Here is a 24,126-nt window from a genome sequence, read left to right on the forward strand (position 1 = left end):
TAATTATTATATTCTAACTTCGGATAAATCCACATTAGCCCCATAATCATTAATAAGCTCCCAGCTTATAAGACCATGTTCATTATTATCATTTATATCAAATGATTTAGTTGAAAAAGGTTTAGCATAAGAAACATCATCAACCAATTTTCCATTAAATTTTATTGTTTGAAAATTCATAAAATAAGGTGTGGGATTATAAACTATGACTTTCCCTCTTTCCTTTGACCAAGATAATTTCTTTTGTTCTTCTTCAAAATTAACGTCTTTTAGACTTTTAGGTCTATAGATCAATTTCATTTGCGTTTTAAATGCAATTTGTAATGAATTTTCTGTTTTTTCTGTAGCAGGGATCGTTTTTATATTTAACCAAAAAAGAGATTCTTGATCACTTGGTAGCCCTTCTTCTGTTAAAAAGATCCTCAATGTATTCTCTTTATCTGGATTCAATCTAAATAAAGGTGGCGTGATCGTAAATTTTGACTGTTTTTTTTCCTCAAAATCATCTATCCATGACTGGATCAAATAAGGCATTTTATCTGGGTTTTTCACGTTAATGCTGACATTCTTATTGCCTTCATTATAAATTACCCTTGTGCCACTAATAATAACACCTGCATAAGATGTATTAATAATAAATAAAGAAATAAAAAATAGAATAATAGACTTCATATTATCACCATAAAATGATTGTATAATAAGGTTTAAATCCCTTTAAACCTTATGACTTACCTAGTTATTTTTAATTATAATTAATAGTAAATGTTGCATTCGCATTTGCTAAACCCGCAGTGACAGAATCTGTTTTAGCAATATAACGAGCTCTAAAGTCTAAATTATTTTCAACACCTTCTTTTAATGGATAAGTTTTAGATGCGGTAAATAAAGGGACAACAGTATTTGCATCATCCGTAATTTGAATACCGACACCTGTTGCCACTCCCGACTCTTGTTTTAGCGCAATAACAGTATCGTCTCCAGAATAAGACTCTGCATCAAATTTAACAGATGCAGTACTTACTGTTGCAGGGCAATTAATTAATTTAATCGTAAATTTAGTTGCCGCAGCAGTAACTCCGGCACTAGGTAATGCTGTTTTAGATACCTTACCTAAATTAACTTTTAGAGCATCAGATCCAGCTGCTAATTCACATGCGTTATCGATAATTTCTCCTGTAAAATCGATTGTTCCATCTGCAGCTAATGCATTATTCGCGACAAAAATAGACGTTGTAGCAATCAACATTGCAATAAAGCTTTTTCTCATTTATTTCTCCAAATAATTATTTTAAACACATTGAGATAATAGAAATAAGATTAATTAACTCAATACGCGAGTATTATCTATTTATTATTTGAAATAAACAAGTTTCGGTTATTACAGTATAATGTTGATAACATTTTAATATTAAATAGTGTTATTAACTAATAAAACACAGTATAAGTTAAACAATATTTTTTACTTTTAATAAATCTTATTTTTAATAATTTGAAACAAAAATAAAAACAAAAATAAAAATAAAATTTTTCTTTTTTAAATAAAATATTTTTTTGTTTTTTTTTATAACTCATATAGTGTTAATCGTATATTAATGTTCAATAAAAATGAGTTTTCTGATTAAAATAAAATAAATTCTAGCTGTATATAAGCTCTAAATGCTTATTTAAGCAACACTATGGCTAAAAAACATCAATACTATATTCTAAATACCTGTATAAGTTAGTGATTTACTCTAAAGAAAAGCTAAGAATTTTTTCAAATTTATATAAAAAGCATTATTTATCACAAAAATCACAGTTCGATTGTTTTCCAACCAAAAAAATATTTACTATTCATCTTTAATGATAAAAATCAAAAACCATGCTTTGTAAAAGGAAATACTTTGGTGTAAAACTAAATTTAGTTTTTACTTATATCGCATTAAGCAAAATTTTCTGCCACGTATCTATTAGGAAGCACTATGAAATATCAAGATGTAACAAAAACCCCCTGTGAGAACGCTTATTTTCTAGTCTTTAATCTTATTAACTCATCGGAAACCCGCCCTACTCTTATCGACTTTTGTAATAATCTATCAGGTCTTCTTCGTAGTATGAGAACCCGTTTCCCTGAATTAGACGTAAGTTGTGTGATGGGATTTGGTGCTGATGCATGGTCTAAACTATTCCCTAATCAAGCTAAACCGCGAGAATTAAATACCTTTAAGCAAATCAACGGCGATGTGTATACCGCAGTATCGACACCTGGCGATCTGTTTTTTCACATACGGGCACTAAAGGTATCCGCTTGTTATGAATTAGCTGCAATTATTAGCCAAAAATTAAACTCTATTGCCACCTCAGAAGATGAAGTACATGGTTTCCGCTATTTTGATGGTCGCTCAATTATTGGCTTTGTGGATGGAACAGAAAATCCTGAGTTTGAAGATGAGCGTGTCGCTTATGCGGTTATTGGTGATGAAGATCCACTGTTTACCGGTGGAAGTTATGCATTTGTACAAAAATACATTCATGATATGGCGGCTTGGGAAAACCAATCTCTCATCGAGCAAGAAAAAGTGATCGGTAGGCATAAATTCAATGATGTTGAACTAACTGATGAAGAAAAAGATCCAGGCTCACACAATGTCGTCACCAATATTCAAGATGAAAACGGTGATGATTTAAAAATCGTACGAGCAAATATGCCGTTTTCAAATCCCTCCAAAAATGAATATGGTACCTATTTTATTGGTTATGCTCGCTATTTCTCAACAACAAACCGTATGTTAGAAAATATGTTTGCAGGAACACCTGAAGGACATACCGATAAACTACTAAAATTCAGTACTCCCGTCACGGGCACATTATTTTTTGTCCCATCTCCGGCGTTTTTAGATGATATAGAATAAAAGTTGATTATCAGTACAAACAAAAAGTTAATAGCAATAGCTCATACACTGCTCTATATTCGATAAGAACAAGAAAGAGCTATTGCTATTCAATATGATGACGGCATTAACTTACAATATTAAGCGCCTGATCAGTCAACCAATACCCGCAAAATAGCACTTCCTTGAAAACTACCTTCAACAGGGTTTCTTATATCATTAGGATGAAAGGTTGATGTGATAGAAAATGTTTTCGCAGCACCTGCGTTAAGTTTAAATTTACCTTTATATTCGGTATCGTTATATTTCAACTCACAAGAGCCACCATTACCACATTTTGTATAGTTTTCCGTTTTTCCAGAAACAGGTGCACTTCCTATTAATGAAACGGATACTGATGCATCATAATCACACGTTAGTTGATAGTTATAAGGCGGGGTAACATTGTTAATAGATTCTTCTGGGGTCATATTTCCATGAGATAAGTTAATAACTTGGTTTTTAATATTACATTTACTTGTGATACTCACAGGAATATTAATATAACTATTCATATAAGGCTTCATTGCATTACCAAATTGAAGATAACCCGTACTGTTACCACCAGACCCTTTATTTTCTTCATAAGCCCATGCAAAAGGAATATTTAAATTATATGATCCCGGATAAGCCGTCGCTCTGGACACCGCCACAGTTAATGACATAGAACGATCTAACGGAAGCACTGCAGAACCTAATCCCCAAACGGTTCCAACACTATGGCAACCACTCGGTGACTGCTTAGCATAATAATTTGGCCCTACATAAACCTGATTATTGTTATTATTGGTACCTGCTAGTGTCCAAGAGAGATTGGACAAATAATAGCTCAATCCTGATGAATGTTTTTGCCAAGTATTTGTTTGTGGCAATCTAATCCAATAGCGGTAATTTCCTTCTTCTGCCATTGAGCCTGAACCACTACAGTAAGAAGCGATAACCCGCCACCCTTTAACCTGAGGTATGGTCACCTTAATTACACCACTGGCGTTAGCATCTGTCACATTAAGCGCAGGGGCTGTTGCTGATGCAGTACTACCATTTGACGGTACATGCAAAAAATTTTGTTGCCAGCCTACCGCATATGGTGTGGCTAAAGAAAATAAAGCTATTCCTATTAATGTCTTATTCATTTAAACCGTCCTACTTTTTAGGATTACATAAACCTCAGTCTCTGATACTCATCATTGACTCTGTTTTAGGTTTAGTTATAAACAATGCTTAATGATGCGGAGGCCGTAAAATTTCCAGGAGATAAATCAGCAGTACCTGTTTTAAAAGGAACAGCAGTAATAGTAAATTGGCTCCTGTCTTGCCCTGTATTAGAAAAACCTTTTGTAATGGCATAACCTCGAGGGGCTGAACCATTCAAACGCAAAGGATTATTCTCATCAACACTCTCTCCTTGATATAAGGCAAGGCCAAATCGATTTGAATTCACGCTATCTGCGGAAACTTTAAGCACATTATCAGGCGCTCCAGCTAACTGAATGCCAGATACTTTGACGTAAGGTGAGCCCTTAAAATAAGTACATGTAATAGGAATATTTTTTGTGATAGCGCTTGTTTGACCATCGACTTTATAAGTCATTATTTGATTAAAAGAAAACTGTATAGGGATATTATTATTAACAACACAAGGTGGAACATAAATAGCGCCTGTAATAGCTATATTTATATCAACTGCCCGTGCAGTTCCTGATAGTAAATATAAAAAAATAGGCAGTATAAAATATTTACTTTTATTCATAAGAAACCTCAAATTCTACCGTGGCATTATAAACTCCAGGTACAACACTTTTTTCCTGTATTGCTTTTGGTGTCGCTTCAACAAATGCATTAAAGGTCAGCAACATCGTGCCATCGTTAAGTTGAGTTCCATTTCCACCGTTATGGTTTTCACCTAAAGTAATACGTTGGTTTCCATCTATATCAATTAATCCAATGGCTAACTTACTTTTATTAACGCCAGATGAAAGTGTAAGGTACTTTTGTTGTTCAGCCCCCATCTCTGGCTCTGGCTGCCCATTAAATTTAATTTTCACTGATTTCCATAACGATTTTGCATCACACTGGATCAGTTTAATGGTAAATTTTTCTGCAGGTCTAACCGCAGGATATTTCCAATAATCCCTTGGTGTGCTATTTAAAAAAACCACATTTTGATTTAAACTTGGCTGATCAATTCTACATGGCGTATCAATCAAAGTACCATCAAAATTCATTGTTGTAGCCGCATTTGCAACAGGTAAAAAAATAAGCATAAAAAATAATATTTTTACCCATTCTCTATAAAAATAAATAACCATATGATCTACCTTAAATTAATTATACTGCAATTTAAGAGTTAATATATTTAACTTCCGGTCAAGAATATTTCTCTTTATTTCATCTGAAAAGAGGTAATTCAAAATAACATTATCTTTATAATGCTTTAATCTATTCATTCTTATATCAATATTTTCTACGTTATCGTTGATTTTATTTGTGAAACTTAACACACTAGTAAACGCAGGTTTACTATTTGAGCTGTTTTTAAAATCACTATAAATATTACAACCACCAATAACGACATCAATATCTTTTATGTATAGCTCTTTTAAACTAATTTCATTCGAAATAAGCTCACAAGGAGCATTTAAAAATGAGCCTTTTATATATATAAAACCATGTTGATTTTTTTCATTTTGATTATAAAAATCAATTTTTGCTCTATTAATATTAAAGAATGATTTATCTCGAGCAACAGGTTCTGCAAAGCCAATTTGAGAAATAAAAAGGCCATTAATGTAAAGCATCAACATAAAAATAAATTTTCTATTCTTCACCTTTCTATCTCCAAAATCAGTTTTTATTTTTTCTCTGCTACACAACGATTAGCTTGACATTGAAATTTAATTGTCGGTCTTCCACCATAATCATTTATATAAGATAAGTATGGCGTTGAGTACACTTTACTATTAACCCTTTGTGACGATTTAGGGGCAATCATGACTGCATTAAACTCAGAATCAACCGCTTCTTTCTTTGAACCACCAATACCGAATACAGTGACGTAATAAGGTGTTGGATTCTCTATTTCATAACCGTCAGATAGCTTATTTAAAACTAATTGATCTTGCCAAATAGCATTTGGCTCTCTCAATATTTGTTTCGGTCTATAAAACAATTTTATTTTTGTATGTAAGGCAATTTGTAATACATTATTGTCTTCAGCTTTAGGTGGAACTTCTCTAACATTAAAATAAAATAATGTTTCTCTATCGTTAGGTAACTTTTCAATATCTGGTGTCGCAGATACTTTAATTAACGCTTTATCACCAGGCTCTAATCGCTGAACTAATGGTGTGGCAATTAATGGCCCTAGCTCAATTTTTTCATTCTTATCATTTTCAATCCATGTTTGGGCTAAATAAGGTAATTGTTTATTATCATTAGTAATATTAATAACTAATGCATTTGACCCACCTTCGTATATAGCTCTTGTTCTATCTAAAGAAATTGCTGCATAGGAGTTTGATGTAACCATTAATCCTAATAATAAAAATGATATTTTTTTCATTTCAAGACCTTTGTCGTTTATTAATTACCGATATTTATTTTTCACACAATAATAATATCTTATTACTCGGTTCTATTTTATTTGGAAGTTTAGCGACACATTGTTGTTCAGCTCCCCAAGATACTCTAATTTCTTCATTTGGGTTAATACCTGTTAGCCAAGCAAAACCATCATCACTAATTATTCCTAGCTCTCGTCCTTTAGCATTACTAATTATTGAACCAAATGGTGGATAAGAGTTATCAGCTAACCTAATTATTGCAAAGGCCTTCTCACCTTTTAACACTTCAAATTTTCTATAACCAATAGCACCTTCAGTTAATGAAGATTCTACAATCGCCTGTGTCGCTTCTATATTATTAGGTAATTTAGTTAAATCGATCGTTGTTTCATTGCGATAATAACTATTAATATCGGTAACAACACCATAACCCCAATTATTGGTTGTTACACGGCCACCATCAACTGGTACTCCTGCAACACCTTCAGTATCAACTAATAAGCGAGTACCACCATTAAATCCATCTGGGTGAAGTGCTGCTCCTTTAGCGGTAATCGTTAAGCCCCCATTAGCAGAAAAACCAAATGATGAGGTATTTTTATTTGAGATAGTGGCATTCGCATTAATATTAGCGATTGAAGTATAGCGTCCATAATAGCCAGAGAAGCTTGAACTACTATCCATATCATCGCCATATGTCGTTGAAACATTTAAATTATAATTAGCTAAGTTATCTTCAGTGGTATTAAAGTACCCTATATTATGCGTATAGTTCCCCGAATTTCTTGAGCCATCATAATTTATAAATCCTCTATTATTCTCTAATGGAATACTGACTCTTGCAAAGAAGACATCATTATCTTTGCCATAGTATTTAGATCTCGATGCAGATAAATTTAATGAAATATTTTTAACTGCAAAAACATCCATATATTTATTTAAGTTAATAGAATAATAATCGGAATTACTTTGATCCCAATATGTCTGATGATTATATTGCACCCCAATTGATGTGTTATATTCAGAAAGACCTTTATTAAAGGTTACTGTATAGAGTTCTTTCTCTTTTCCAGTAAAATCATCACGATAACGTGCATCTAAATAATTTTGCATCGTCATATAATTACGTTCATTAAATCGGTATCCAGCGAAGGTTACATCCGCATCCAAATTATCAAAACGTTTAGAGTAACTGACTCGCCATGACTTACCTTGCATAGTGCCACGATCAGGTAATCGAGCATAAGATTGTGTAATATCGGCAGATACCGCACCGAAAGCGAACATATCGCGCCCAACCCCAAGTGCTACACTATTATAATCACCGGCGAAAATGGTACCACCATACATAGTCCAAGCATTACTTAAACCAAAAGCAGCTTCAGTCGTACCAAATATAGGTCCTTCTGTATTATGTAATTTATCTCTAGAGCGTCCTGCAACAACCTTATAACGAACTTGTCCCGGTCTTGTTAAATAAGGAACATAGGCTGTATCAATTTGAAATTTATTCGTCTTTCCATTTTGCTCAATAATCTCAACATCCAATTTACCACGCACCGAACTGTCTAAATCTTGAATGGCAAATGGACCTGCGGGTACTGTTGAATCGTAAAGAATACGTCCTTGATGCTTAACAACTACCCTTGCGTTAGTTTCAGCGATCCCTGTAACTTGTGGTGCATATCCCCTTAGTTGAGGAGAGAGCATCCGATCATCACTTTCTAAACTAATCCCCGTATAACGCCAGGAATTAAATATATTGGAGTTTATAAAGTTTTCACCGATGGTTAGGTTAGACTTTAAACTGCGGATCGCGCGATATCCATAAACTCGAGTAAAATTTAATAAATCTTTATTGTTTTCCGCATCACCAGAGGTTCGATTATAATTCCCTTGATAATCAGAACGAATACGCCAGCTACCGAAGTTATAACCAACAGTACCATTGTAATAAATACTTTGCGTATTGCTTCCTTCATGAGGGATATTAACATTGGTGTTAATATTATAATCAAGGATCAAACCTGAGATCCCATCATCCCAGCGAGATGGTGGTAACCAAGTAGCACTTGTATACTCAAGCCATATTTGAGGTATTTTAATTGATAATATACCTTCATTTAATTTTGTTGTAACTTCAACACCATCTAGGCTTAATAAGTCAATACATTTTCCATCATTCCATGTTGGTAGATTATTTTCTATTTTTTCCTTTAATCCTAAAGATGAAATAATATCACCTGTTAAACAGGCTTGAGATAACAGTTTTTTATTTTCATCTTGAGATTTATTTTCTCTTTCTAATACGTTAACAGTATATGTTGATGAACCGATCCCTTGTCCATTAAGTACTAAGTTAAGCTGATATTTACCCGGTAAAATATAACCGGCTTCACTAAACCTAGCAAAGTTAATATTATCTTTAGATTTAGAGTCAACAACATCTAAGTTAAACTCTACAGAATATACATTTTGAGAATAAATTATAAATAATATAGTTGCCAAAATGCTTGTAGATCTTCCACTCATATTCTCTCTGTTCATATTGGCTAATAACCTTAATTATTTAAGTCTTAAAGTTTTAATGAGAAGTTGAAAGCAGCTAATCATTCATAATTTATTTTGAATAAAACGCTTGCATAATAATCACCAGGAGTAATTACATCCAACTTTTTTACAACGTCTATTTTGTAATATAGATATGTATTATCCCCATCAACATATATTAATGGTAATGACTCTCCAGAATTAGCGCTATATCCATATTCATCTATTATTTTAAAATAGACTTCATCACTGTTATTAAATGAAAATAAATCAGCTTTAGATCCACTAACATCTGAATAAAATGTTAACGTAACGCCTTTCACTTTATCGATATTTTTAGTCTTATTAATAAATTGGCAATCAGATAATTTTATTTTTATTTTTTTACTCGCTAATAAATCATCATTATTGTTCATTTTATTAACAGGTATAGTACCTAGATCAACCAATTGATATTTACTATCCATATCTAATGTGCAAGCAGGCGAAATTACTTTTCCTAAAAACTTTGCTGTTCCTTGCCACCAAACTTTATCTGATGGGATATATTTATCCAATACAGCTCCGCTTGCATATGTTGAAAAGATTTTAGTGAAAAATAATAATATTATGATTTTTTTAAACATAGATTTTGGCCTTAAATAATCGAGAGCAGATTAACTGCTCTCGTTAAATTTAATATTTTTTATTCATAGGCTAATGTGAAGTTTGTTGTAGCGTTAAACTCACCTTCAGCAATTGTTCCGTTTGTTGCTTTCTTAGCCCAAGCTGTATACATCAGCGTATTATCATTATTACCCAGTGCTTGTAATTCACCTGCTTCATTGAATTTAACCATTGAACCAGTTGTTGTTCCTGAAATAACAATAGCAGTCCCTGTATTACCAGTTGTTGCTAACTCTTCTGTTGCACCAGTAATAGTATTTCCATTAAAGGTTACTTTTACGCCTTTATAAGAACCTGCAGCACCAGTATCAGAACCGGCTTTAGTTAAATCACAATTAACCAATTTAATTGGGATTTGTTTAACTTGAGAAATACCATCTTTCTCTAATAGGCTTTTGCTGATTTGACCAAAATCGATAGCTTGGTTAGCACTTTCGGTAGCAATACCACAAGGTGCATCAATAACTTTACCAGTGAAAGTAATAGTACCATCACCTGAAGCCGCTTGAGCAACAGTCGCAGAAAAAGCCATTGATGCAATAGCGAACATCGCTAATTTATTCAATTTCATATTTTTACCTTTATATTTAACGTAGGAATTAAAGCGTTAAAAAATTAACTATGATATATAGTTACACACATTATCCTCATCCCATCCAGAGATGATATTGTTACTTCCATTACTTTTAAAAACTTATGACTATTTAAATTTTTATATAAAATTTAAACTGTATTTATACAGATGATATAAATCATCTAAACACGCAAATAGAATGGAAACGAATCACTATTTTTTAATTTATGTTTTATAATATCTACGACAAGAACTTTTCGATAAAACTCAGACCAGTCAGCATCCAATAATTTTAATATCATATCTAATGTTTCAATATTGATACTTGTTATTCCATTTTCATATCTTGATATTTGTTGCTGACTCACATCAAGTAATTCGCCTAATTGGGCTCCTGTTAGAGATTTACGTATACGAGATTCTCTAATAAAATTTCCAATATTCTTCCTTAATAATAAAGAATCAGATCCTCTATTCTTATCGATATTCATGAAAAGCCACCTTCGTATATGTAAATTACCACTTACTTTATTCTCATTAATAAATTTAAATAGAAAAATTTAAAATACGATTTACATCTGATTTGCAGAGACAATAGTTTGCTTATCAATTTATGTAAACATGTTTAAAACGATAGATAATCAAAATACGATAGTTTACAACTATTGTTTGTTAAATATTTATCTATTTTTTGTTTCATGCATGTAGAAAAAAATGAATAAATTCAATAGTAAAATTACTTAGTCTAAATTCGTTAATAAATGCAATTTTACACGCACTGCGTGTTAATTATTTTCACTTAAGTTAAATTAATTTAGTTTACTTTAATTTTTGCGATATATTTACAATCAAAAAAAGAGCATCTCAATAAGATAAAATTAAGTAATTGATGTTTTTTTAATAATTACAACGTTCATTTTGCTTAAAATAACACGGCTATATTGATTAGATATCCCCATCAAAGTGGGTAAAAATTATGATGAGAAAAATCGGTTTTGCTCAAATTCGCAAATCAATTTTTTTAAAATCATACTAATTCAGATATAAAAATAGCTGGTGTCTATCTCAAAAATAAGATTAGTAACAGGGTTTACTGACAATGTCGATTAAAAATCAGACGACCAAGCAGAAAAAGAAGATGTAAAATGGGTTGGATAATGTGAGAAAAGACAATATGGGGGCTTAAAGATAACGCCCAATAAACCATCTGGGCGTTTAATCGTTTCATTATATCAAGTCAGATCATTACTTATTTATTTGCGTCCTTTTTTAAGGTCTCAAATTGTGTTTGATTTAGGCCAAAATCGCCAAATTTAAGTAACGCAGGATCATGGAAGTCACTACCGCCACTTTTTAGCAAACCAAATTTATTAGCATAGTTTTGGGTCAGTTCATAGTCGATAGGTTTCATTCTAGAATGACTTATTTCTAATCCTTTCAATCCAAACTGGACATATTTTTCTATTTCATCATAGTTGTCATAGACACATGGGTGAGCAAGTATAGGAATACCACCATCTTGTAAGATAGCAGCAATTCCTTCATCAACAGGGATATATCCCATTTTTAAGTCTGTTTCTATTTTTGTTTTAGAGCCAAAAAGTTGTTTATAACGCTCTTTGGTCATTTCCTCTGGATATTTTTCTCTCAATGCTTGGAATATATTCATTTTAAAAACGATATTATATTTTGAGAACTTTTTCGCATCTTCATAACAAATATCGTAGCCTTGTTGATTGAGAGATAATATTAATTCTCGGTGAAACTGATCACGACAGTTGAGAGTGTTATCACACAGCTTGTCAACGTTGGGCGTTTTTTCGTTAAGCCAAAGTCCCACTACATGGACTTTTTTATAAACGTCAAAGTCATAACAACTCATTTCAACACCTTTGACGATATTTAATCCAAGACGCTCCCCTTCTCGGTAAATTTCGTCATAATGATTGGTAGTATCGTGATCGGTGATCGCAATAGTCTTAATGCCGTTTCTAAATGCATTTTCAAGGACATCTTTTATTTCACAAACACCATCACTATGGTTTGTGTGAACATGTAAATCAGCATAGATCATGAAGAAGTACCTCTGTTAATTCTTCCATTAAAAATAGTCGCGCAATAATCGTTAGTTACCATAAGCTTGTTATTCATATTGTTTTAACCCACGGTTAGTAAAACTGTATTTTGGTCGACATGTTTTTTATCGGTCTGAACAACGTCTAGCTTATTATCATCATTAGTAATGATGATCATCGTTGTTGGATCATAGCCTGCGGCTATTATCGCATCTAAATCAAATTCAATTAGCGTATCACCTTTTGTCACCTTCTGACCTTTAACGACACAGCATGTGAAGTGCTGTCCCGCTAAGTTAACGGTATCAATCCCCACATGGATCAGCATTTCAATATTGTTAACCAGTGTTAAGCCAATCGCATGACCAGAAGAAAAGGTAATATCAACAACGCCATCTGCAGGTGCAATCACTTTTCCTGTTGTGGGGATAATTGCCATGCCAGGTCCCATAATGCCAGAAGCAAATGTTTCATCATTAACCTCTGAAAGTGCAACCGTTTTACCTTGTAGAGGTGAAATTAACCCAACAGGTAATTTACTATTCGCTATTTGTGGTTTTTTGTTGGTTGATGCAGCTTGTTTATTATTTTCTTCTTCGTCACGGATTGGGTCATCAGTAGGATCATCAAAACCAATAATAAGCGTTGCAATAAAAGTGGCTACACTGGCAATCAATAAGGTGATTATTGCATTTACCACTTGGTTATCTGTATCAGATATCCACATTGGTAAACTTAATAACCCCGGAGTGACATAGACGAACGCTTTTAACTTAACAATACCAGCAAATAATCCTGCAATAGCACCACCAATCATACAAGCGTACATTGGTTTTTTCAGTTTGAGGTTAACCCCATACATAGCGGGTTCAGTTATACCACCAAAAAAGGCGGTAATACTGGCAGAAAAAGCTAATTGTTTTAAGGTTTTGTTTTTAGTACGTACAGAAACAGCTAAAGAAGCAGCAGCCTGAGACATATTAGAACATAGCGCCATCACACGAATAATGGGATCAAAGCCTTTTTGTTCCACTAACATAATACTGACAGGACTAAGTGCTTTATGCATACCAATAGATACTAACCATGGATAAATAGCCACTAATAATGGAATAGCAATAAAACCGGTGTGCTCTTGGATTAAGATCACCCCATCAGCAATTAATTGAGCGAACCATGAAGTGACAGGACCGACCGCAATCAACGCAATAGGTGTCGAAACTAAAATCACCAATAAAGGCACCATAAATACTTTAACCATTTCTGGCACAATACGAACAATAAAGCGTTCTATATAAGACATCATCCAAACAGTAATTAAAGCAGGGATCAGTTGAGATGAATATTTAACCAAAGCGACAGGAATATGCATAAATTCGACAGGCTCACCGGCTTTAACTAAGCTTGTCCATTCAGGGCTGACCATCGCTAAACAGACCATCGCAGCTAAATATTGGTTACAATTAAATATTTTCGCCGCCGAGAAACCAATAAATACCGGCATAAAATAGAAGGCCGTATTAAAGATAAAGTTAAGGATATAATAGGTTTGGTCACTTTTATCCAACCAACCTAGCATCGTTAATACAATAAGTAACACTTTCCCCATACCGGCACCCGCTAACAGAGGGATAACCGGAGCGATAGAGCCAGTAATTGCTGATAATATTTTATTTACGATAGACTGTTTCTTCTGGTCTTTATTATTATCATGAGGAGTATTATTTGTTTTTATCATTTTTGTTAGTTCATTAAATACTTTATCAACATCATTACCGATAACCAGTTGATATTGTCCTCCCTTCATCACATCAGATAATATTTTACTATTTGCTTTGGCTTTTGAAGGATCAATTTTATCTTCATTATGTAATGTAAAACGTAATCGAGTCGAGCAGTGTACTAATGACTTTATATTATCCTCGCCACCAACAATAGCGAGAATTTGTTTTGCAAATTCTTTATAATTCATAGCATTGCCTTTTATTTATTCTGTAAAAATAAATTAAAGATATATGGATAGAGTTGGTTATCGCCTAACCAACTAAATTTAAATGATTTATTATTACGGCATATTTTTTATTTATTCATCTTTTTATTATCCTCTGCAATTTTTGCAATATGGATTATTAGATATAAAATTTCATTGTCATCTAAGGTGCAATTATATTTATCTTTAATAAATTTACTTATTTTCAAACAGCACATATAAGGTTGATGGTACTTGTCTTTTATTATATCGAGTAACTCATTTTCTAAAGGTTCGTGATCATTTTCAGGTTGTGAAAATAATCGGATGGAGAAATAGCGAAGGTGTGTCACAAAACGACGATAATTTAACGATCCTATGTCGTACTCTATATTTAAATAATATTTGACTATATTAGTAATGCTTTGGATAAAGTGGGTCACTTTGTAGGTTTGCTGAATATTATCGTTTGTTCTAATACTGGCGATATGTAATGCAATAAATCCTGCTTCATCTTCTGGCATTGAAATGTTAAATCTATCATTAATTAATTTTAAGCCATAAAGACCAATATCAAACTCTTCACTATAAAAATTTTTTATCTCCCACAATATTTTATTTCTTATAAAAGTCCCTTCTTTATACCGTTCAATGCTGGCTTGAATATGGTCAATCAATGCAATATAGATACTATCTTGTGTATCTAAGGTCATTTTTTCTTTTGCATACTGAATAATATTGTCCGCAATTTCTACGTAATCTAACGTAATATTCGATAAAAGATCGAGCACTCTCTGCGGACAATTTTTAGGACTTAAGATAAATTTTTTGGTTATTTGTTCAGATGTTATCTCATCACCTACTTTTTTGGCGTAGGCAATCCCTTTTCCCATGACGATAATTTCTTTTTCTGCTTCATCCAGAGAGATCACAACACTGTTATTTAATATTTTTTTAATTTTCATGTTCATCTGGCATGCTCAAAAATTTTCTTTTATTAAGGCTTAAAAACGCAAAAACCCATTTGTAGACAAAAAATACTTTTCATCTACAAATGGGTTTTGTGTAGTAAGCCAGGTACTATTACAATCCCTACGTTTACTAGGACGTTAACATGGGATATTTATATCGTCAAACTTAGCACAGTAAAGTTAGTAATAGATCACATATTTATCCGACTTATTAAAAAAAGATTGTTTAAGGTAAGAACGATACCGGCTGATGGCTTTATATTTAAATTTATAACCATATGATAATATTTTATAAAAAATAAATATCCTCTAGATTAGCTCCAACACTTAAAAATAACTTTTTTATCAGAAAAAATGACATTAATATCATTAGTATAAGTTTATTTTAATATAATAGGTCTATCTAAAGGTAAAAAATGTTAAAAATTAGAATATCACGCCCCTCAGAAGCACCAAAAATCATACAAATCTGGAAAAATTCAGTCGATGCTACACATGACTTTCTGACAGCTGACGATCGCCAAGAGATTGAAAAAGAAGTTATCGGTTTTTTTTCCGAAACACCGGTATGGGTTGCTACTAATCAAGAAGACTGCCCACTCGGCTTTATGTTTTTACATGACGGTCATCTAGAGGCGCTTTTTATCGATGCATCAGCACGAGGGTTAGGGATAGGAAAACAGTTAATATCACACGCATTAACTCTTCATCCTAATTTAAGCGTTGATGTCAATGAACAAAATCAGCAAGCCGTCGGTTTTTATCAGCATATGGGCTTTCAAATATCTGGACGTTCGGAGTTGGATAATCAAGGAAGAGCGTACCCATTATTGCATCTAAGTAGAGCTAAGTAAGACAATAAGAAAACATAACTATTATTATTTTTCCAAAAAAATAAGCCATCACTCATACTTTTATTGGCAAAGATATTTAGATGATTAAAGCAACACACTGAAACCTTATGGTATGATGCCGTATTATGTTTGTGAAATAAAACCAGATAGAGTTTAACAACCAACACTCACAAACGAGATAAACTTCAATACGTTAAGAAAGACGACACCATGACTGACAGCCAAAATTTCGAATCCCACACCCCCATGATGCATGGGTGTGTTAACGTTGATGTATAACGATATTTATTGATTTTTCGAAAAAACATATAATTTAACCTACACTTAATTAATCCTTTGATTTATAGGTAGTTATTTTTTTATTTAACCTAGCCAGCGCTTATACTCTAAATAATTCGAGGTGCAGCTAGGCGACAAGTGAATGAGTCTCTAAGAGCATACATAAGTATGTGACTAGTGCGAATGAACGTAGTCAACAACGATGCAACTTGAAGTATGACGAGTATAAAATGAATAGATATGATGTATCTAATAGCGAAGGAAAATTTGCTGACGGCTCTGATGAAGAGGTACTGGCTAACAAGCTAGGGCTTTCAAACGTTGATGATATCAATGATGCTGAGCTTGTCCTGTTAGAAAAACTGTATCAAGTCATTTTTGAAGAACAATTTCCCACTGAGCAAATTACCGTATCACTTATTCAGCGTTGGCACCGCCAATGGCTAGGAAATGTTTACGAGTGGGCAGGTCAATTACGCACGGTGAATATTAGCAAAGGTGGCTTTATGTTTGCCCCTGCGGGACGTGTTGCAAAGTTACTTGCTCAATTTGAAAAAGAGCATCTCACAAAGTACACACCCTGCACCAATATGAGCCGAGAACAAGCCATAGAAGCTATTGCCATAGTACATGTGGAATTAATTCTGATACATCCGTTTAGGGAAGGAAATGGGCGCTTATCGCGTTTACTCGCAGATGTGATGGCAGTACAAGCTGGTTTCCAGCCGTTGGATTATGAAAGTTGGACTCAACACCCCGAACAGTACATCGCAGCAATCCACGCTGGGTTAAACCTGAACTATGACCCCATGAAATATTGGGTTAATGAAGCCTTAAAAGAAAACTAAATCGCCAGTTTCAAATGTCCAAACTTCTCACGCTTCGCTTTCATCTCTTCTTCAAGACGACGAGACTCCTGCCCTGTTTCAATCGCCGTAGAGGTTGCTACCGAACGAATAAGTTGAGTACGAGTTGGTCTTGTTGCTTGAATTAATTCGTTCTTTTTCATGGTAGTCTCACTTCAAACTGACGATAATGCATTTTATCACCGTTGTTTTATATGGCAACATAGATCACTTTTCTAGTTAAAAATTTTATAGTGCAATGTCTCTTTATTTTCGTCTGCTTTGAGCGATAAGCGGACATATTCACTGAAAATTATTGGAAGCCTTTTCTTGCCTAGATTGGCTTTATCTGTAGATTTTCAAGAAAATATGTACCGTTATCGACACGCATATCAAAAGCCGGAAATGAGTCAAATGACGTTTTATCTTTCATGATTCTTTTTTTTCTGTGACTTCAAAATTTTCTTTCCGTTGCCGAACTAGGCTGAAACTTAACTTTCCGGCCGGAACGGTGATAATACCCAGACACGCAACTATTAGACCGACGCCAGCCCATCCTATAGGTGGCAATCTTTCACCGACGAGCAGAATGGCAAGGAGCGCGGCTATAATCGGCTCCAACAGAGTGATTGTGGTTGCCATACTGGCCGGAATGCGCGCAAGCCCGTAGCCATAACAGACATACCCAAGAAACATCGGAACCAGTGCCATATAAATACCGACGGCGGCATTATTCCATGCCATTAGTAGCGGCGCTCCTGTTACAAAAAGTACAGGCATAAGTAAAATACCGCCAGCACCAAAAGTGACCCCCATTGCGGCGCGAGAGGCTATCCCGACCTCCATTAACCGCCGTGCAGACCACGAGTAAAAGGCATAGGTGAAGCCAGCCAACAGTCCCAGAAAGATCCCCACCATGGCATGGTCATTTGTGGTACTGCTTCCACTACTTTCTGCCAAGCAGAGTAGCACCATGCCTGTAACGCCAACACCCGCTCCGCACATCCACTGCCGGGTCAAACGAAGAGCGTCAAGTCGGTATTCAATCAGGGCGGACAGAATCGGCGCAGAGCCAATGGAAATAACCGTACCTACCGTAACACCTGCATTGTGCATGGAAGCATAAAAAGCGAGAGGGTAAACCGCTACCGCCACTGATCCGGTCAGCGAGAAATACCAGTTCTGGATAATCAGAGCACGCTGGCGAATTATTGTTGTCGCAGCGATAATACCCTGTAATAGCCCACCAATCCCCATCGCCACAGCTCCTATGGCTAAAGGACTCAGACCTGGGGCATATGTCGCAGCAGTGCCAGTCGTTCCCCAGAGAATAGCGGCGATAAGCACACCTACTATGCCGCCAAGTCGCTGTCCCGAAGAAATCATTAGTACATCTCCATCAACTGTTCTGCAATATTGCTGGCCTGTTTAACGCAGTTACTGTTACCTTCCAGCCCGGCTCGTGAAATGCTGCCTTCCAGCAGAAAGGCAAGATGTCTTGCCATACAGTGTGCGCTTTCAGCCTTTCCCTTCATCAGTTCCATTAAATGCGCAACCAGAATCGCTTCCACCTCTTCTTTGTGCTCACGAACGGCCTGACGACCCGGAACTCCTGCGGGAAGTTCGGCTGCCGCATTCAGAAGGCCGCAGCCGCGAAAACCGTTCTCATAGGCAAATTCAGCATGATCTTCATAAGCATAGAAAACAGCCATTACCCTCTCTTTGGGTGTCATGGCTAGTTCCAGCCGGGTTTTATACAACGAAAGCCATTCTTCATGCCGAACTCTGAGATAGGCTGCCACCAACTCATCTTTGGATGCAAAGTTGTTGTACAGGCTTTTTTTAGCAACGCCGGCTCTTTTTACTATGGCGTCAATTCCTGTGCCATTAATACCATGATTATAAAAAAGAACACGTGCAGCACTGAGCAGTTTTTCTCGGGCAGTTTTTGAACCTTCAGATAAAGATGTCATGATCAGCCTCTTTGTTTATATGTAGGTAGACCAGTATACCTACTTGGAATACCGAAGCAACAAAAGTCTGCATTTATCACAGGCAGTGCGATCCTTAATAAGGTGGCCTAGCGAATAGAATGAAGTAAACAAGGTAGTTATATGCCGCGTCAGTAGCAATACGACATCAGTCAGCATGTTTATATACGAGAATAAATGTCCGCTTCTGGCACAGAACTGCCATTCAAATAAGTATGATTCTGTGCCGCGGAGAAAGTACAAACTAATCAAAAAAAATTAATTTTAATTCAACTACTAACAGCCATGCTTCAACACTATATCCAAATATGGGTGCTTCCAATCGCCATCAGACAGCTTACGCAAGCTCACAAATCCATCATGTTCTAATGCACAAACACCGCTGTGTGAACTCACATAATCATAGACTGCACCGCTTTCTAGTCCTTGAATCATATGGGCAAGCAACTTTCGCTTCATCTTTTTACTATCTTTAGTCCATTTTTCCACTCACCGCTATGTGACTTCCTCCACGTTGTGTTAAATGGATGTCCTACAGCATTTGTAACACATAACCCATATCCATTCTTCTTTCCTGTCTTTAGATACTCGTCAAGAAGTAGGTTTAAACTGTCACAAAGTTCTTTTGTTTCTAATTCCCAATGTTTCAGCATTTCTGATACATAATCGTCGGAATAGAGCTTTTGTAGCTTTTTCACCATACTTCCCTTCGCTGACAAACTAACAGAGCCAGCATTAAATATAGTGCCGTAGCGGATAGTTTTAACCAGCGCATCATCGACCCCTAGCGTATCTTTGATAAAGTCGGTTTCTAATACAGATAGTGAATCGGTGCTAATTCCATATTTATTGAATTCTTGCTCTAGAATAATCAATTGGCACCCTTTAATATCATAATTGTACCCGTTAGCTAAACATGCCCATTTCATCTTGCTGGGTAAATATTGAAAACCTGTACCTATCTCAAAAGAACGGCTCCCCACTTTGGCGGTTTTATACGCTTGTCGATACTCAACGATTAGTAGCGTTTTGCATGCTCATTAACACAATAACGCTACACTTTCACAGAACATCATAAAAATAAGCCATCAATCATACTTTTATTGGCAAAGATATTTAGATGATTAAAGCAACACACTGAAACCTTATGGTATGATGCCGTATTATGTTTGTGAAATAAAACCAGATAGAGTTTAACAACCAATACTCACAAACGAGATATTCAATACGTTAAGAAAGACGACACCATGACTGACAGCCAAAATTTCGAATCCCACACCCCCATGATGCAGCAGTATCTTAAGCTTAAGGCAGAGCACCCAGAAATCTTACTGTTTTATCGTATGGGTGACTTTTATGAACTGTTTTTTGATGATGCTAAAAAAGCCTCACGCTTATTAGATATTTCATTAACAAAACGAGGTCAGTCGGCAGGTCAACCTATTCCTATGGCTGGCGTTCCTCATCATGCGGTTGAAAATTATCTGGCTAAATTAGTGCAATTGGGGGAATCCGTTGCCATCTGTGAACAAATTGGTGATCCGGCCACCAGCAAAGGCCCTGTTGAGCGTAAAGTGATCCGTATTGTCACACCAGGCACCGTTACGGACGAAGCGCTACTTGAAGAGCGCCAAGACAATCTATTAGCCGCTATCTGGCAAGATAAAAATGGCGCTTTTGGCTATGCCACTTTAGATATTACCTCTGGACGTTTTCGGGTCACTGAAATGCCGGATAGCGAAAGTATGGCTGCCGAGCTGCAACGCACTCACCCAGCAGAACTACTCTATCCAGAAACCTTTGAGTCAATGGCATTAATTGAGCGTCAGCAAGGTTTACGCCGACGTCCAATTTGGGAGTTTGAGTGTGAAACCGCCAAACAACAACTTAATTTACAGTTTGGAACCCGTGATTTAACTGGATTTGGTGTTGAAAATGCCCGACTTGCACTTTGTGCCGCAGGTTGCTTATTACAATATGTTAAAGATACGCAACGCACTGGGTTGCCTCATATTCGTAGCATTACCATGGAGCGTCCGCAAGATACCATTATCTTAGATGCAGCCACTCGCCGTAATTTAGAATTAACCCAAAATCTTGCTGGCGGTTGTGATAACACATTGGCATCTGTACTTGATCTGTGCGTGACCCCAATGGGAAGCCGTATGCTCAAACGTTGGATACACACCCCTTTACGCCAGCGTGAACAATTAATTAAACGCCAAGATGCGATTAGCGCCTTACAACCCCTCTATTTTGAGTTACAGCCTTTTTTACGTCAGGTGGGGGATTTAGAGCGGGTACTTGCTCGTTTAGCATTGCGATCCGCTCGTCCTCGTGACTTATCACGTATGCGCCATGCCTTTCAACAATATCAAGATATCCACCAAGTGCTTGATCAAGCGGATATGCCCTATATTAAAGAATTACAGCAGCGTATCAGCCAGTTTGATGAGTTGCGTGAATTACTGGAAAATGCCATTGTTGAAACACCCCCCGTATTAGTACGGGATGGGGGGGTGATAGCCTCTGGTTATAATGCAGAATTAGATGAATGGCGAGCACTGGCTGACGGTGCGAGTGACTATCTTGAAAAGCTTGAAGTTCGTGAACGTGAAAAATGGGGTATTGATACCTTAAAAGTTGGCTTTAATGGGGTTCATGGTTACTACATACAAGTCAGTCGCGGCCAAAGCAATTTAGTTCCAATGCACTATGTGCGTCGTCAAACACTGAAAAATGCTGAACGCTATATTATTCCTGAACTAAAAGAGTATGAAGACAAGGTATTAACCTCTAAAGGTAAAGCATTAGCAATTGAAAAAATGCTCTACGAAGAGCTTTTCGAAAAACTATTACCTCATCTAACCGCCTTACAAACCAGTGCTGAAGCGTTAGCTGAAACCGATGTTCTGGCTAATCTCGCTGAGCGTGCAGAATCACTCAATTATACACGCCCTGAATTAACAGAAAAAACAGGTATTCAAATCACTGGTGGACGTCACCCTGTTGTAGAACAAGTACTGAGTGAGCCATTTATCTCAAATCCTCTACAACTCGCGCCTCAACGTCGTCTACTCATTATTACCGGCCCTAATATGGGGGGTAAAAGTACCTATATGCGTCAAGCGGCATTAATTACGCTACTGGCTTATATTGGTAGTTTTGTGCCCGCAGAAAAAGCGGTAATAGGCCCAATTGATCGTATTTTTACCCGCGTGGGTGCCTCTGACGATCTGGCTTCGGGTCGTTCAACATTTATGGTGGAAATGACAGAAACCGCAAATATCCTTCATAATGCCACTGAAAACAGTTTAGTGTTAATGGATGAAATTGGCCGAGGCACTTCTACTTATGATGGGCTTTCTCTCGCTTGGGCTTGTGCCGAAAATTTAGCGAATCGCATTAAAGCGATGACACTCTTTGCCACACACTATTTTGAATTAACGACACTGCCAGAAAAACTAGAAGGCACTGCCAATATTCACTTAGATGCGGTAGAGCATGGGGAAACAATTGCCTTTATGCACAGTGTTCAAGAAGGTGCAGCCAGTAAAAGTTATGGTTTAGCGGTTGCGGCATTAGCTGGTGTGCCAAAAGAGGTGATCCGCCGTGCAAAGCAGAAATTAAAAGAGCTGGAAACCCTATCAGGTCATTCAGGGGCAAGCCATGTAGAAACGTCACAACTGATGTTATTAGCAGATATTGAGCCTTCTGAAGTTGAATTAGCATTAAATAAAATTGATCCGGATTCATTAACACCAAAACAAGCGTTGGAATTGCTCTATCACTTAAAAGAGCTAAATAAATAACAAAAGAAAAGCCGATTAGTTAATTTAACTAATCGGCTTGATAACGCATTGAGCACCTAAAGCAACTAGTTCATCTTAAAAAGTGCCTCTATGCATAATCCTTGCCCTTGCAGAATATCTTTTAAACGACGCAATCCCTCAACTTGGATCTGACGAACCCGCTCTCTTGTCAAACCAATTTCTCGACCAACATCTTCTAATGTTTCAGCCTCGTAACCCAGTAATCCAAAGCGACGCGCTAATACTTCACGCTGTTTTGGATTTAATTCAAATAACCATTTTACGATATTTTCCTTGAGGTTATTATTTTGAATGGTTGCTTCTGGCCCTTCTTCATTTTCGTCTGAAATAATATCTAGTAAGGCTTTATCTGAATCCCCACCAATCGGTGTATCAACAGAAGAAATACGTTCATTTAAACGTAGCATTTTGCTGACATCATCGACCGGTTTATCCAGCGTTTGCGCAATTTCTTCAACACTTGGCTCATGATCGAGCTTATGTGCTAATTCTCTTGCGGTTCTTAAATAGACATTGAGTTCTTTAACGATATGAATGGGGAGACGAATAGTGCGGGTTTGGTTCATAATGGCACGTTCAATAGTTTGACGTATCCACCATGTGGCATAGGTTGAAAAACGAAACCCTTTTTCAGGATCAAACTTTTCAACAGCACGAATAAGGCCTAAATTACCTTCTTCAATTAAGTCAAGAAGAGCTAACCCTCGGTTCGTATAACGGCGAGATATTTTAACAACTAAACGTAGATTACTCTCTATCATCCGTTGTCTTGATGGGATATCACCTCGTAACGCTCTACGAGCAAAGAATACTTCTTCTTCAGCACTCAACAATGGAGAATAGCCAATTTCTCCTAAATAGAGCTGAGTTGCATCTAACGCACGCTGATTGACTCCTTCAATGAGTTCAATTTCATCTTGAGCGTCAGATTCATTTTCAGCCTCTTTTGTTGCGGCTGCTTCATCGAACTCTTCCATGTTCTCATCAATATCATCAGTATATAACTCGTCTACTCTTAGCGTACTTTGGCTCATCAGCTGCTCCTAC

General features: G+C 36.0%; 23 protein-coding genes. 4 read left to right on the forward strand and 19 right to left on the reverse strand.

Translation table 11 applies throughout. The annotated features are described in order from the left end of the window. Positions 1–6 precede the first annotated feature (6 nt). The gene (locus PMI_RS10905; protein WP_004244317.1) at positions 7–672 is read right to left on the reverse strand and encodes a fimbrial biogenesis chaperone; all 666 of its coding nucleotides are present in this window, start codon (positions 670–672) and stop codon (positions 7–9) included. A 70-nt stretch (positions 673–742) separates the two neighbouring features. Further along, the gene (locus tag PMI_RS10910) at positions 743–1,267 is read right to left on the reverse strand and encodes a fimbrial protein (RefSeq protein ID WP_004244318.1); all 525 of its coding nucleotides are present in this window, start codon (positions 1,265–1,267) and stop codon (positions 743–745) included. A 694-nt stretch (positions 1,268–1,961) separates the two neighbouring features. Between PMI_RS10910 and PMI_RS10915 the strand changes: the two genes are divergently transcribed. Further along, positions 1,962–2,891 (forward strand): Dyp-type peroxidase, encoded by a 930-nt coding sequence (locus tag PMI_RS10915; RefSeq protein WP_004244320.1) that lies wholly within the window; start codon positions 1,962–1,964, stop codon positions 2,889–2,891. Between the two features lie 131 nt (positions 2,892–3,022). Here the strand turns inward: PMI_RS10915 and PMI_RS10920 are convergent, their stop codons facing one another. The 12 genes from PMI_RS10920 to licT all read right to left on the reverse strand — a co-directional run bounded on the left by PMI_RS10920 (position 3,023) and on the right by licT (position 15,277). Further along, positions 3,023–4,042, reverse strand: coding sequence for an MrpH family fimbial adhesin (locus PMI_RS10920; RefSeq protein ID WP_004244321.1), 1,020 nt, complete (start codon positions 4,040–4,042; stop codon positions 3,023–3,025). 71 nt (positions 4,043–4,113) lie between these two features. Next, positions 4,114–4,659, reverse strand: coding sequence for a fimbrial protein (locus PMI_RS10925; RefSeq protein WP_004244322.1), 546 nt, complete (start codon positions 4,657–4,659; stop codon positions 4,114–4,116). After that, entirely contained in the window at positions 4,652–5,218 is a 567-nt protein-coding gene (locus PMI_RS10930; protein WP_004244323.1) for a fimbrial protein, read from the reverse strand. The genes PMI_RS10925 and PMI_RS10930 overlap by 8 nt, the downstream gene beginning before the upstream one ends. A 15-nt stretch (positions 5,219–5,233) precedes the next feature. After that, positions 5,234–5,737, reverse strand: coding sequence for a hypothetical protein (locus PMI_RS10935; RefSeq protein WP_004248673.1), 504 nt, complete (start codon positions 5,735–5,737; stop codon positions 5,234–5,236). A gap of 23 nt (positions 5,738–5,760) precedes the next feature. Then, entirely contained in the window at positions 5,761–6,471 is a 711-nt protein-coding gene (locus tag PMI_RS10940; RefSeq protein WP_004244325.1) for a fimbrial biogenesis chaperone, read from the reverse strand. A 34-nt stretch (positions 6,472–6,505) separates the two neighbouring features. After that, a complete protein-coding gene (locus tag PMI_RS10945; protein ID WP_004248675.1) occupies positions 6,506–9,004 on the reverse strand; it encodes a PapC/FimD family outer membrane usher protein in 2,499 nt (832 codons plus the stop codon). A 77-nt stretch (positions 9,005–9,081) separates the two neighbouring features. Then, positions 9,082–9,648 (reverse strand): fimbrial protein, encoded by a 567-nt coding sequence (locus PMI_RS10950; protein ID WP_004248677.1) that lies wholly within the window; start codon positions 9,646–9,648, stop codon positions 9,082–9,084. Between the two features lie 59 nt (positions 9,649–9,707). Then, the gene (locus PMI_RS10955) at positions 9,708–10,259 is read right to left on the reverse strand and encodes a fimbrial protein (RefSeq protein ID WP_004244332.1); all 552 of its coding nucleotides are present in this window, start codon (positions 10,257–10,259) and stop codon (positions 9,708–9,710) included. Between the two features lie 185 nt (positions 10,260–10,444). Then, entirely contained in the window at positions 10,445–10,753 is a 309-nt protein-coding gene (locus PMI_RS10960; RefSeq protein ID WP_004244333.1) for a helix-turn-helix domain-containing protein, read from the reverse strand. A 758-nt stretch (positions 10,754–11,511) separates the two neighbouring features. Next, entirely contained in the window at positions 11,512–12,336 is an 825-nt protein-coding gene (locus PMI_RS10965) for a PHP domain-containing protein (RefSeq protein ID WP_004244334.1), read from the reverse strand. An 83-nt stretch (positions 12,337–12,419) separates the two neighbouring features. Beyond that, entirely contained in the window at positions 12,420–14,309 is a 1,890-nt protein-coding gene (locus tag PMI_RS10970; protein ID WP_004244336.1) for a beta-glucoside-specific PTS transporter subunit IIABC, read from the reverse strand. 107 nt (positions 14,310–14,416) lie between these two features. Then, positions 14,417–15,277 carry a BglG family transcription antiterminator LicT gene (gene licT, locus PMI_RS10975; protein ID WP_004244338.1) on the reverse strand — a complete coding sequence of 287 codons (861 nt, stop codon included), beginning with the start codon at positions 15,275–15,277 and terminating at the stop codon, positions 14,417–14,419. A 416-nt stretch (positions 15,278–15,693) separates the two neighbouring features. Between licT and PMI_RS10980 the strand changes: the two genes are divergently transcribed. Then, positions 15,694–16,131, forward strand: a complete 438-nt coding sequence (locus tag PMI_RS10980) for an acetyltransferase (protein ID WP_012368288.1) — start codon at positions 15,694–15,696, stop codon at positions 16,129–16,131. Positions 16,132–16,640: 509 nt separating this feature from the next. Further along, positions 16,641–17,258, forward strand: coding sequence for a Fic/DOC family protein (locus tag PMI_RS10985; protein ID WP_012368289.1), 618 nt, complete (start codon positions 16,641–16,643; stop codon positions 17,256–17,258). On the opposite strand, the gene PMI_RS19465 is transcribed toward PMI_RS10985, so the two are convergent. The 4 genes from PMI_RS19465 to PMI_RS11005 form a co-directional block, all read right to left on the reverse strand. Next, complete coding sequence (locus tag PMI_RS19465; RefSeq protein WP_006536548.1) at positions 17,255–17,419, reverse strand: hypothetical protein; 165 nt, start codon at positions 17,417–17,419, stop codon at positions 17,255–17,257. The two genes, PMI_RS10985 and PMI_RS19465, sit on opposite strands and share 4 nt — an antisense overlap. 265 nt (positions 17,420–17,684) lie before the next feature. Continuing rightward, positions 17,685–18,641, reverse strand: coding sequence for a DMT family transporter (locus PMI_RS10990; RefSeq protein WP_012368290.1), 957 nt, complete (start codon positions 18,639–18,641; stop codon positions 17,685–17,687). Continuing rightward, complete coding sequence (locus tag PMI_RS10995) at positions 18,641–19,228, reverse strand: TetR/AcrR family transcriptional regulator (protein ID WP_012368291.1); 588 nt, start codon at positions 19,226–19,228, stop codon at positions 18,641–18,643. The genes PMI_RS10990 and PMI_RS10995 overlap by 1 nt, the downstream gene beginning before the upstream one ends. Positions 19,229–19,701: 473 nt before the next feature. Continuing rightward, on the reverse strand, positions 19,702–20,121 hold the full coding sequence (locus PMI_RS11005) for a hypothetical protein (RefSeq protein WP_157867041.1): 420 nt from the start codon (positions 20,119–20,121) through the stop codon (positions 19,702–19,704). Between the two features lie 372 nt (positions 20,122–20,493). On the opposite strand from PMI_RS11005, the gene mutS reads away from it, so the two are divergent. After that, positions 20,494–23,058 carry a DNA mismatch repair protein MutS gene (mutS, locus tag PMI_RS11010; RefSeq protein ID WP_012368294.1) on the forward strand — a complete coding sequence of 855 codons (2,565 nt, stop codon included), beginning with the start codon at positions 20,494–20,496 and terminating at the stop codon, positions 23,056–23,058. A 65-nt stretch (positions 23,059–23,123) separates the two neighbouring features. On the opposite strand, the gene rpoS is transcribed toward mutS, so the two are convergent. Continuing rightward, on the reverse strand, positions 23,124–24,113 hold the full coding sequence (rpoS, locus tag PMI_RS11015) for an RNA polymerase sigma factor RpoS (RefSeq protein ID WP_004244343.1): 990 nt from the start codon (positions 24,111–24,113) through the stop codon (positions 23,124–23,126). Positions 24,114–24,126 lie beyond the last annotated feature (13 nt).

The organism is Proteus mirabilis HI4320 (genome assembly GCF_000069965.1).
In the GTDB taxonomy this organism is placed as follows: Bacteria; Pseudomonadota; Gammaproteobacteria; order Enterobacterales; family Enterobacteriaceae; genus Proteus; species Proteus mirabilis.

Coding starts and splice junctions, on each gene's coding strand:
- PMI_RS10905 (WP_004244317.1), bottom strand. CDS start 672: ATGAAGTCTATTATTCTATTTTTTATTTCTTTATTTATTATTAATACA.
- PMI_RS10910 (WP_004244318.1), bottom strand. CDS start 1,267: ATGAGAAAAAGCTTTATTGCAATGTTGATTGCTACAACGTCTATTTTT.
- PMI_RS10915 (WP_004244320.1), top strand. CDS start 1,962: ATGAAATATCAAGATGTAACAAAAACCCCCTGTGAGAACGCTTATTTT.
- PMI_RS10920 (WP_004244321.1), bottom strand. CDS start 4,042: ATGAATAAGACATTAATAGGAATAGCTTTATTTTCTTTAGCCACACCA.
- PMI_RS10925 (WP_004244322.1), bottom strand. CDS start 4,659: ATGAATAAAAGTAAATATTTTATACTGCCTATTTTTTTATATTTACTA.
- PMI_RS10930 (WP_004244323.1), bottom strand. CDS start 5,218: ATGGTTATTTATTTTTATAGAGAATGGGTAAAAATATTATTTTTTATG.
- PMI_RS10940 (WP_004244325.1), bottom strand. CDS start 6,471: ATGAAAAAAATATCATTTTTATTATTAGGATTAATGGTTACATCAAAC.
- PMI_RS10945 (WP_004248675.1), bottom strand. CDS start 9,004: ATGAGTGGAAGATCTACAAGCATTTTGGCAACTATATTATTTATAATT.
- PMI_RS10950 (WP_004248677.1), bottom strand. CDS start 9,648: ATGTTTAAAAAAATCATAATATTATTATTTTTCACTAAAATCTTTTCA.
- PMI_RS10955 (WP_004244332.1), bottom strand. CDS start 10,259: ATGAAATTGAATAAATTAGCGATGTTCGCTATTGCATCAATGGCTTTT.
- PMI_RS10960 (WP_004244333.1), bottom strand. CDS start 10,753: ATGAATATCGATAAGAATAGAGGATCTGATTCTTTATTATTAAGGAAG.
- PMI_RS10965 (WP_004244334.1), bottom strand. CDS start 12,336: ATGATCTATGCTGATTTACATGTTCACACAAACCATAGTGATGGTGTT.
- PMI_RS10970 (WP_004244336.1), bottom strand. CDS start 14,309: ATGAATTATAAAGAATTTGCAAAACAAATTCTCGCTATTGTTGGTGGC.
- licT (WP_004244338.1), bottom strand. CDS start 15,277: ATGAACATGAAAATTAAAAAAATATTAAATAACAGTGTTGTGATCTCT.
- PMI_RS10980 (WP_012368288.1), top strand. CDS start 15,694: ATGTTAAAAATTAGAATATCACGCCCCTCAGAAGCACCAAAAATCATA.
- PMI_RS10985 (WP_012368289.1), top strand. CDS start 16,641: ATGAATAGATATGATGTATCTAATAGCGAAGGAAAATTTGCTGACGGC.
- PMI_RS19465 (WP_006536548.1), bottom strand. CDS start 17,419: ATGAAAAAGAACGAATTAATTCAAGCAACAAGACCAACTCGTACTCAA.
- PMI_RS10990 (WP_012368290.1), bottom strand. CDS start 18,641: ATGATTTCTTCGGGACAGCGACTTGGCGGCATAGTAGGTGTGCTTATC.
- PMI_RS10995 (WP_012368291.1), bottom strand. CDS start 19,228: ATGACATCTTTATCTGAAGGTTCAAAAACTGCCCGAGAAAAACTGCTC.
- mutS (WP_012368294.1), top strand. CDS start 20,494: ATGACTGACAGCCAAAATTTCGAATCCCACACCCCCATGATGCAGCAG.
- rpoS (WP_004244343.1), bottom strand. CDS start 24,113: ATGAGCCAAAGTACGCTAAGAGTAGACGAGTTATATACTGATGATATT.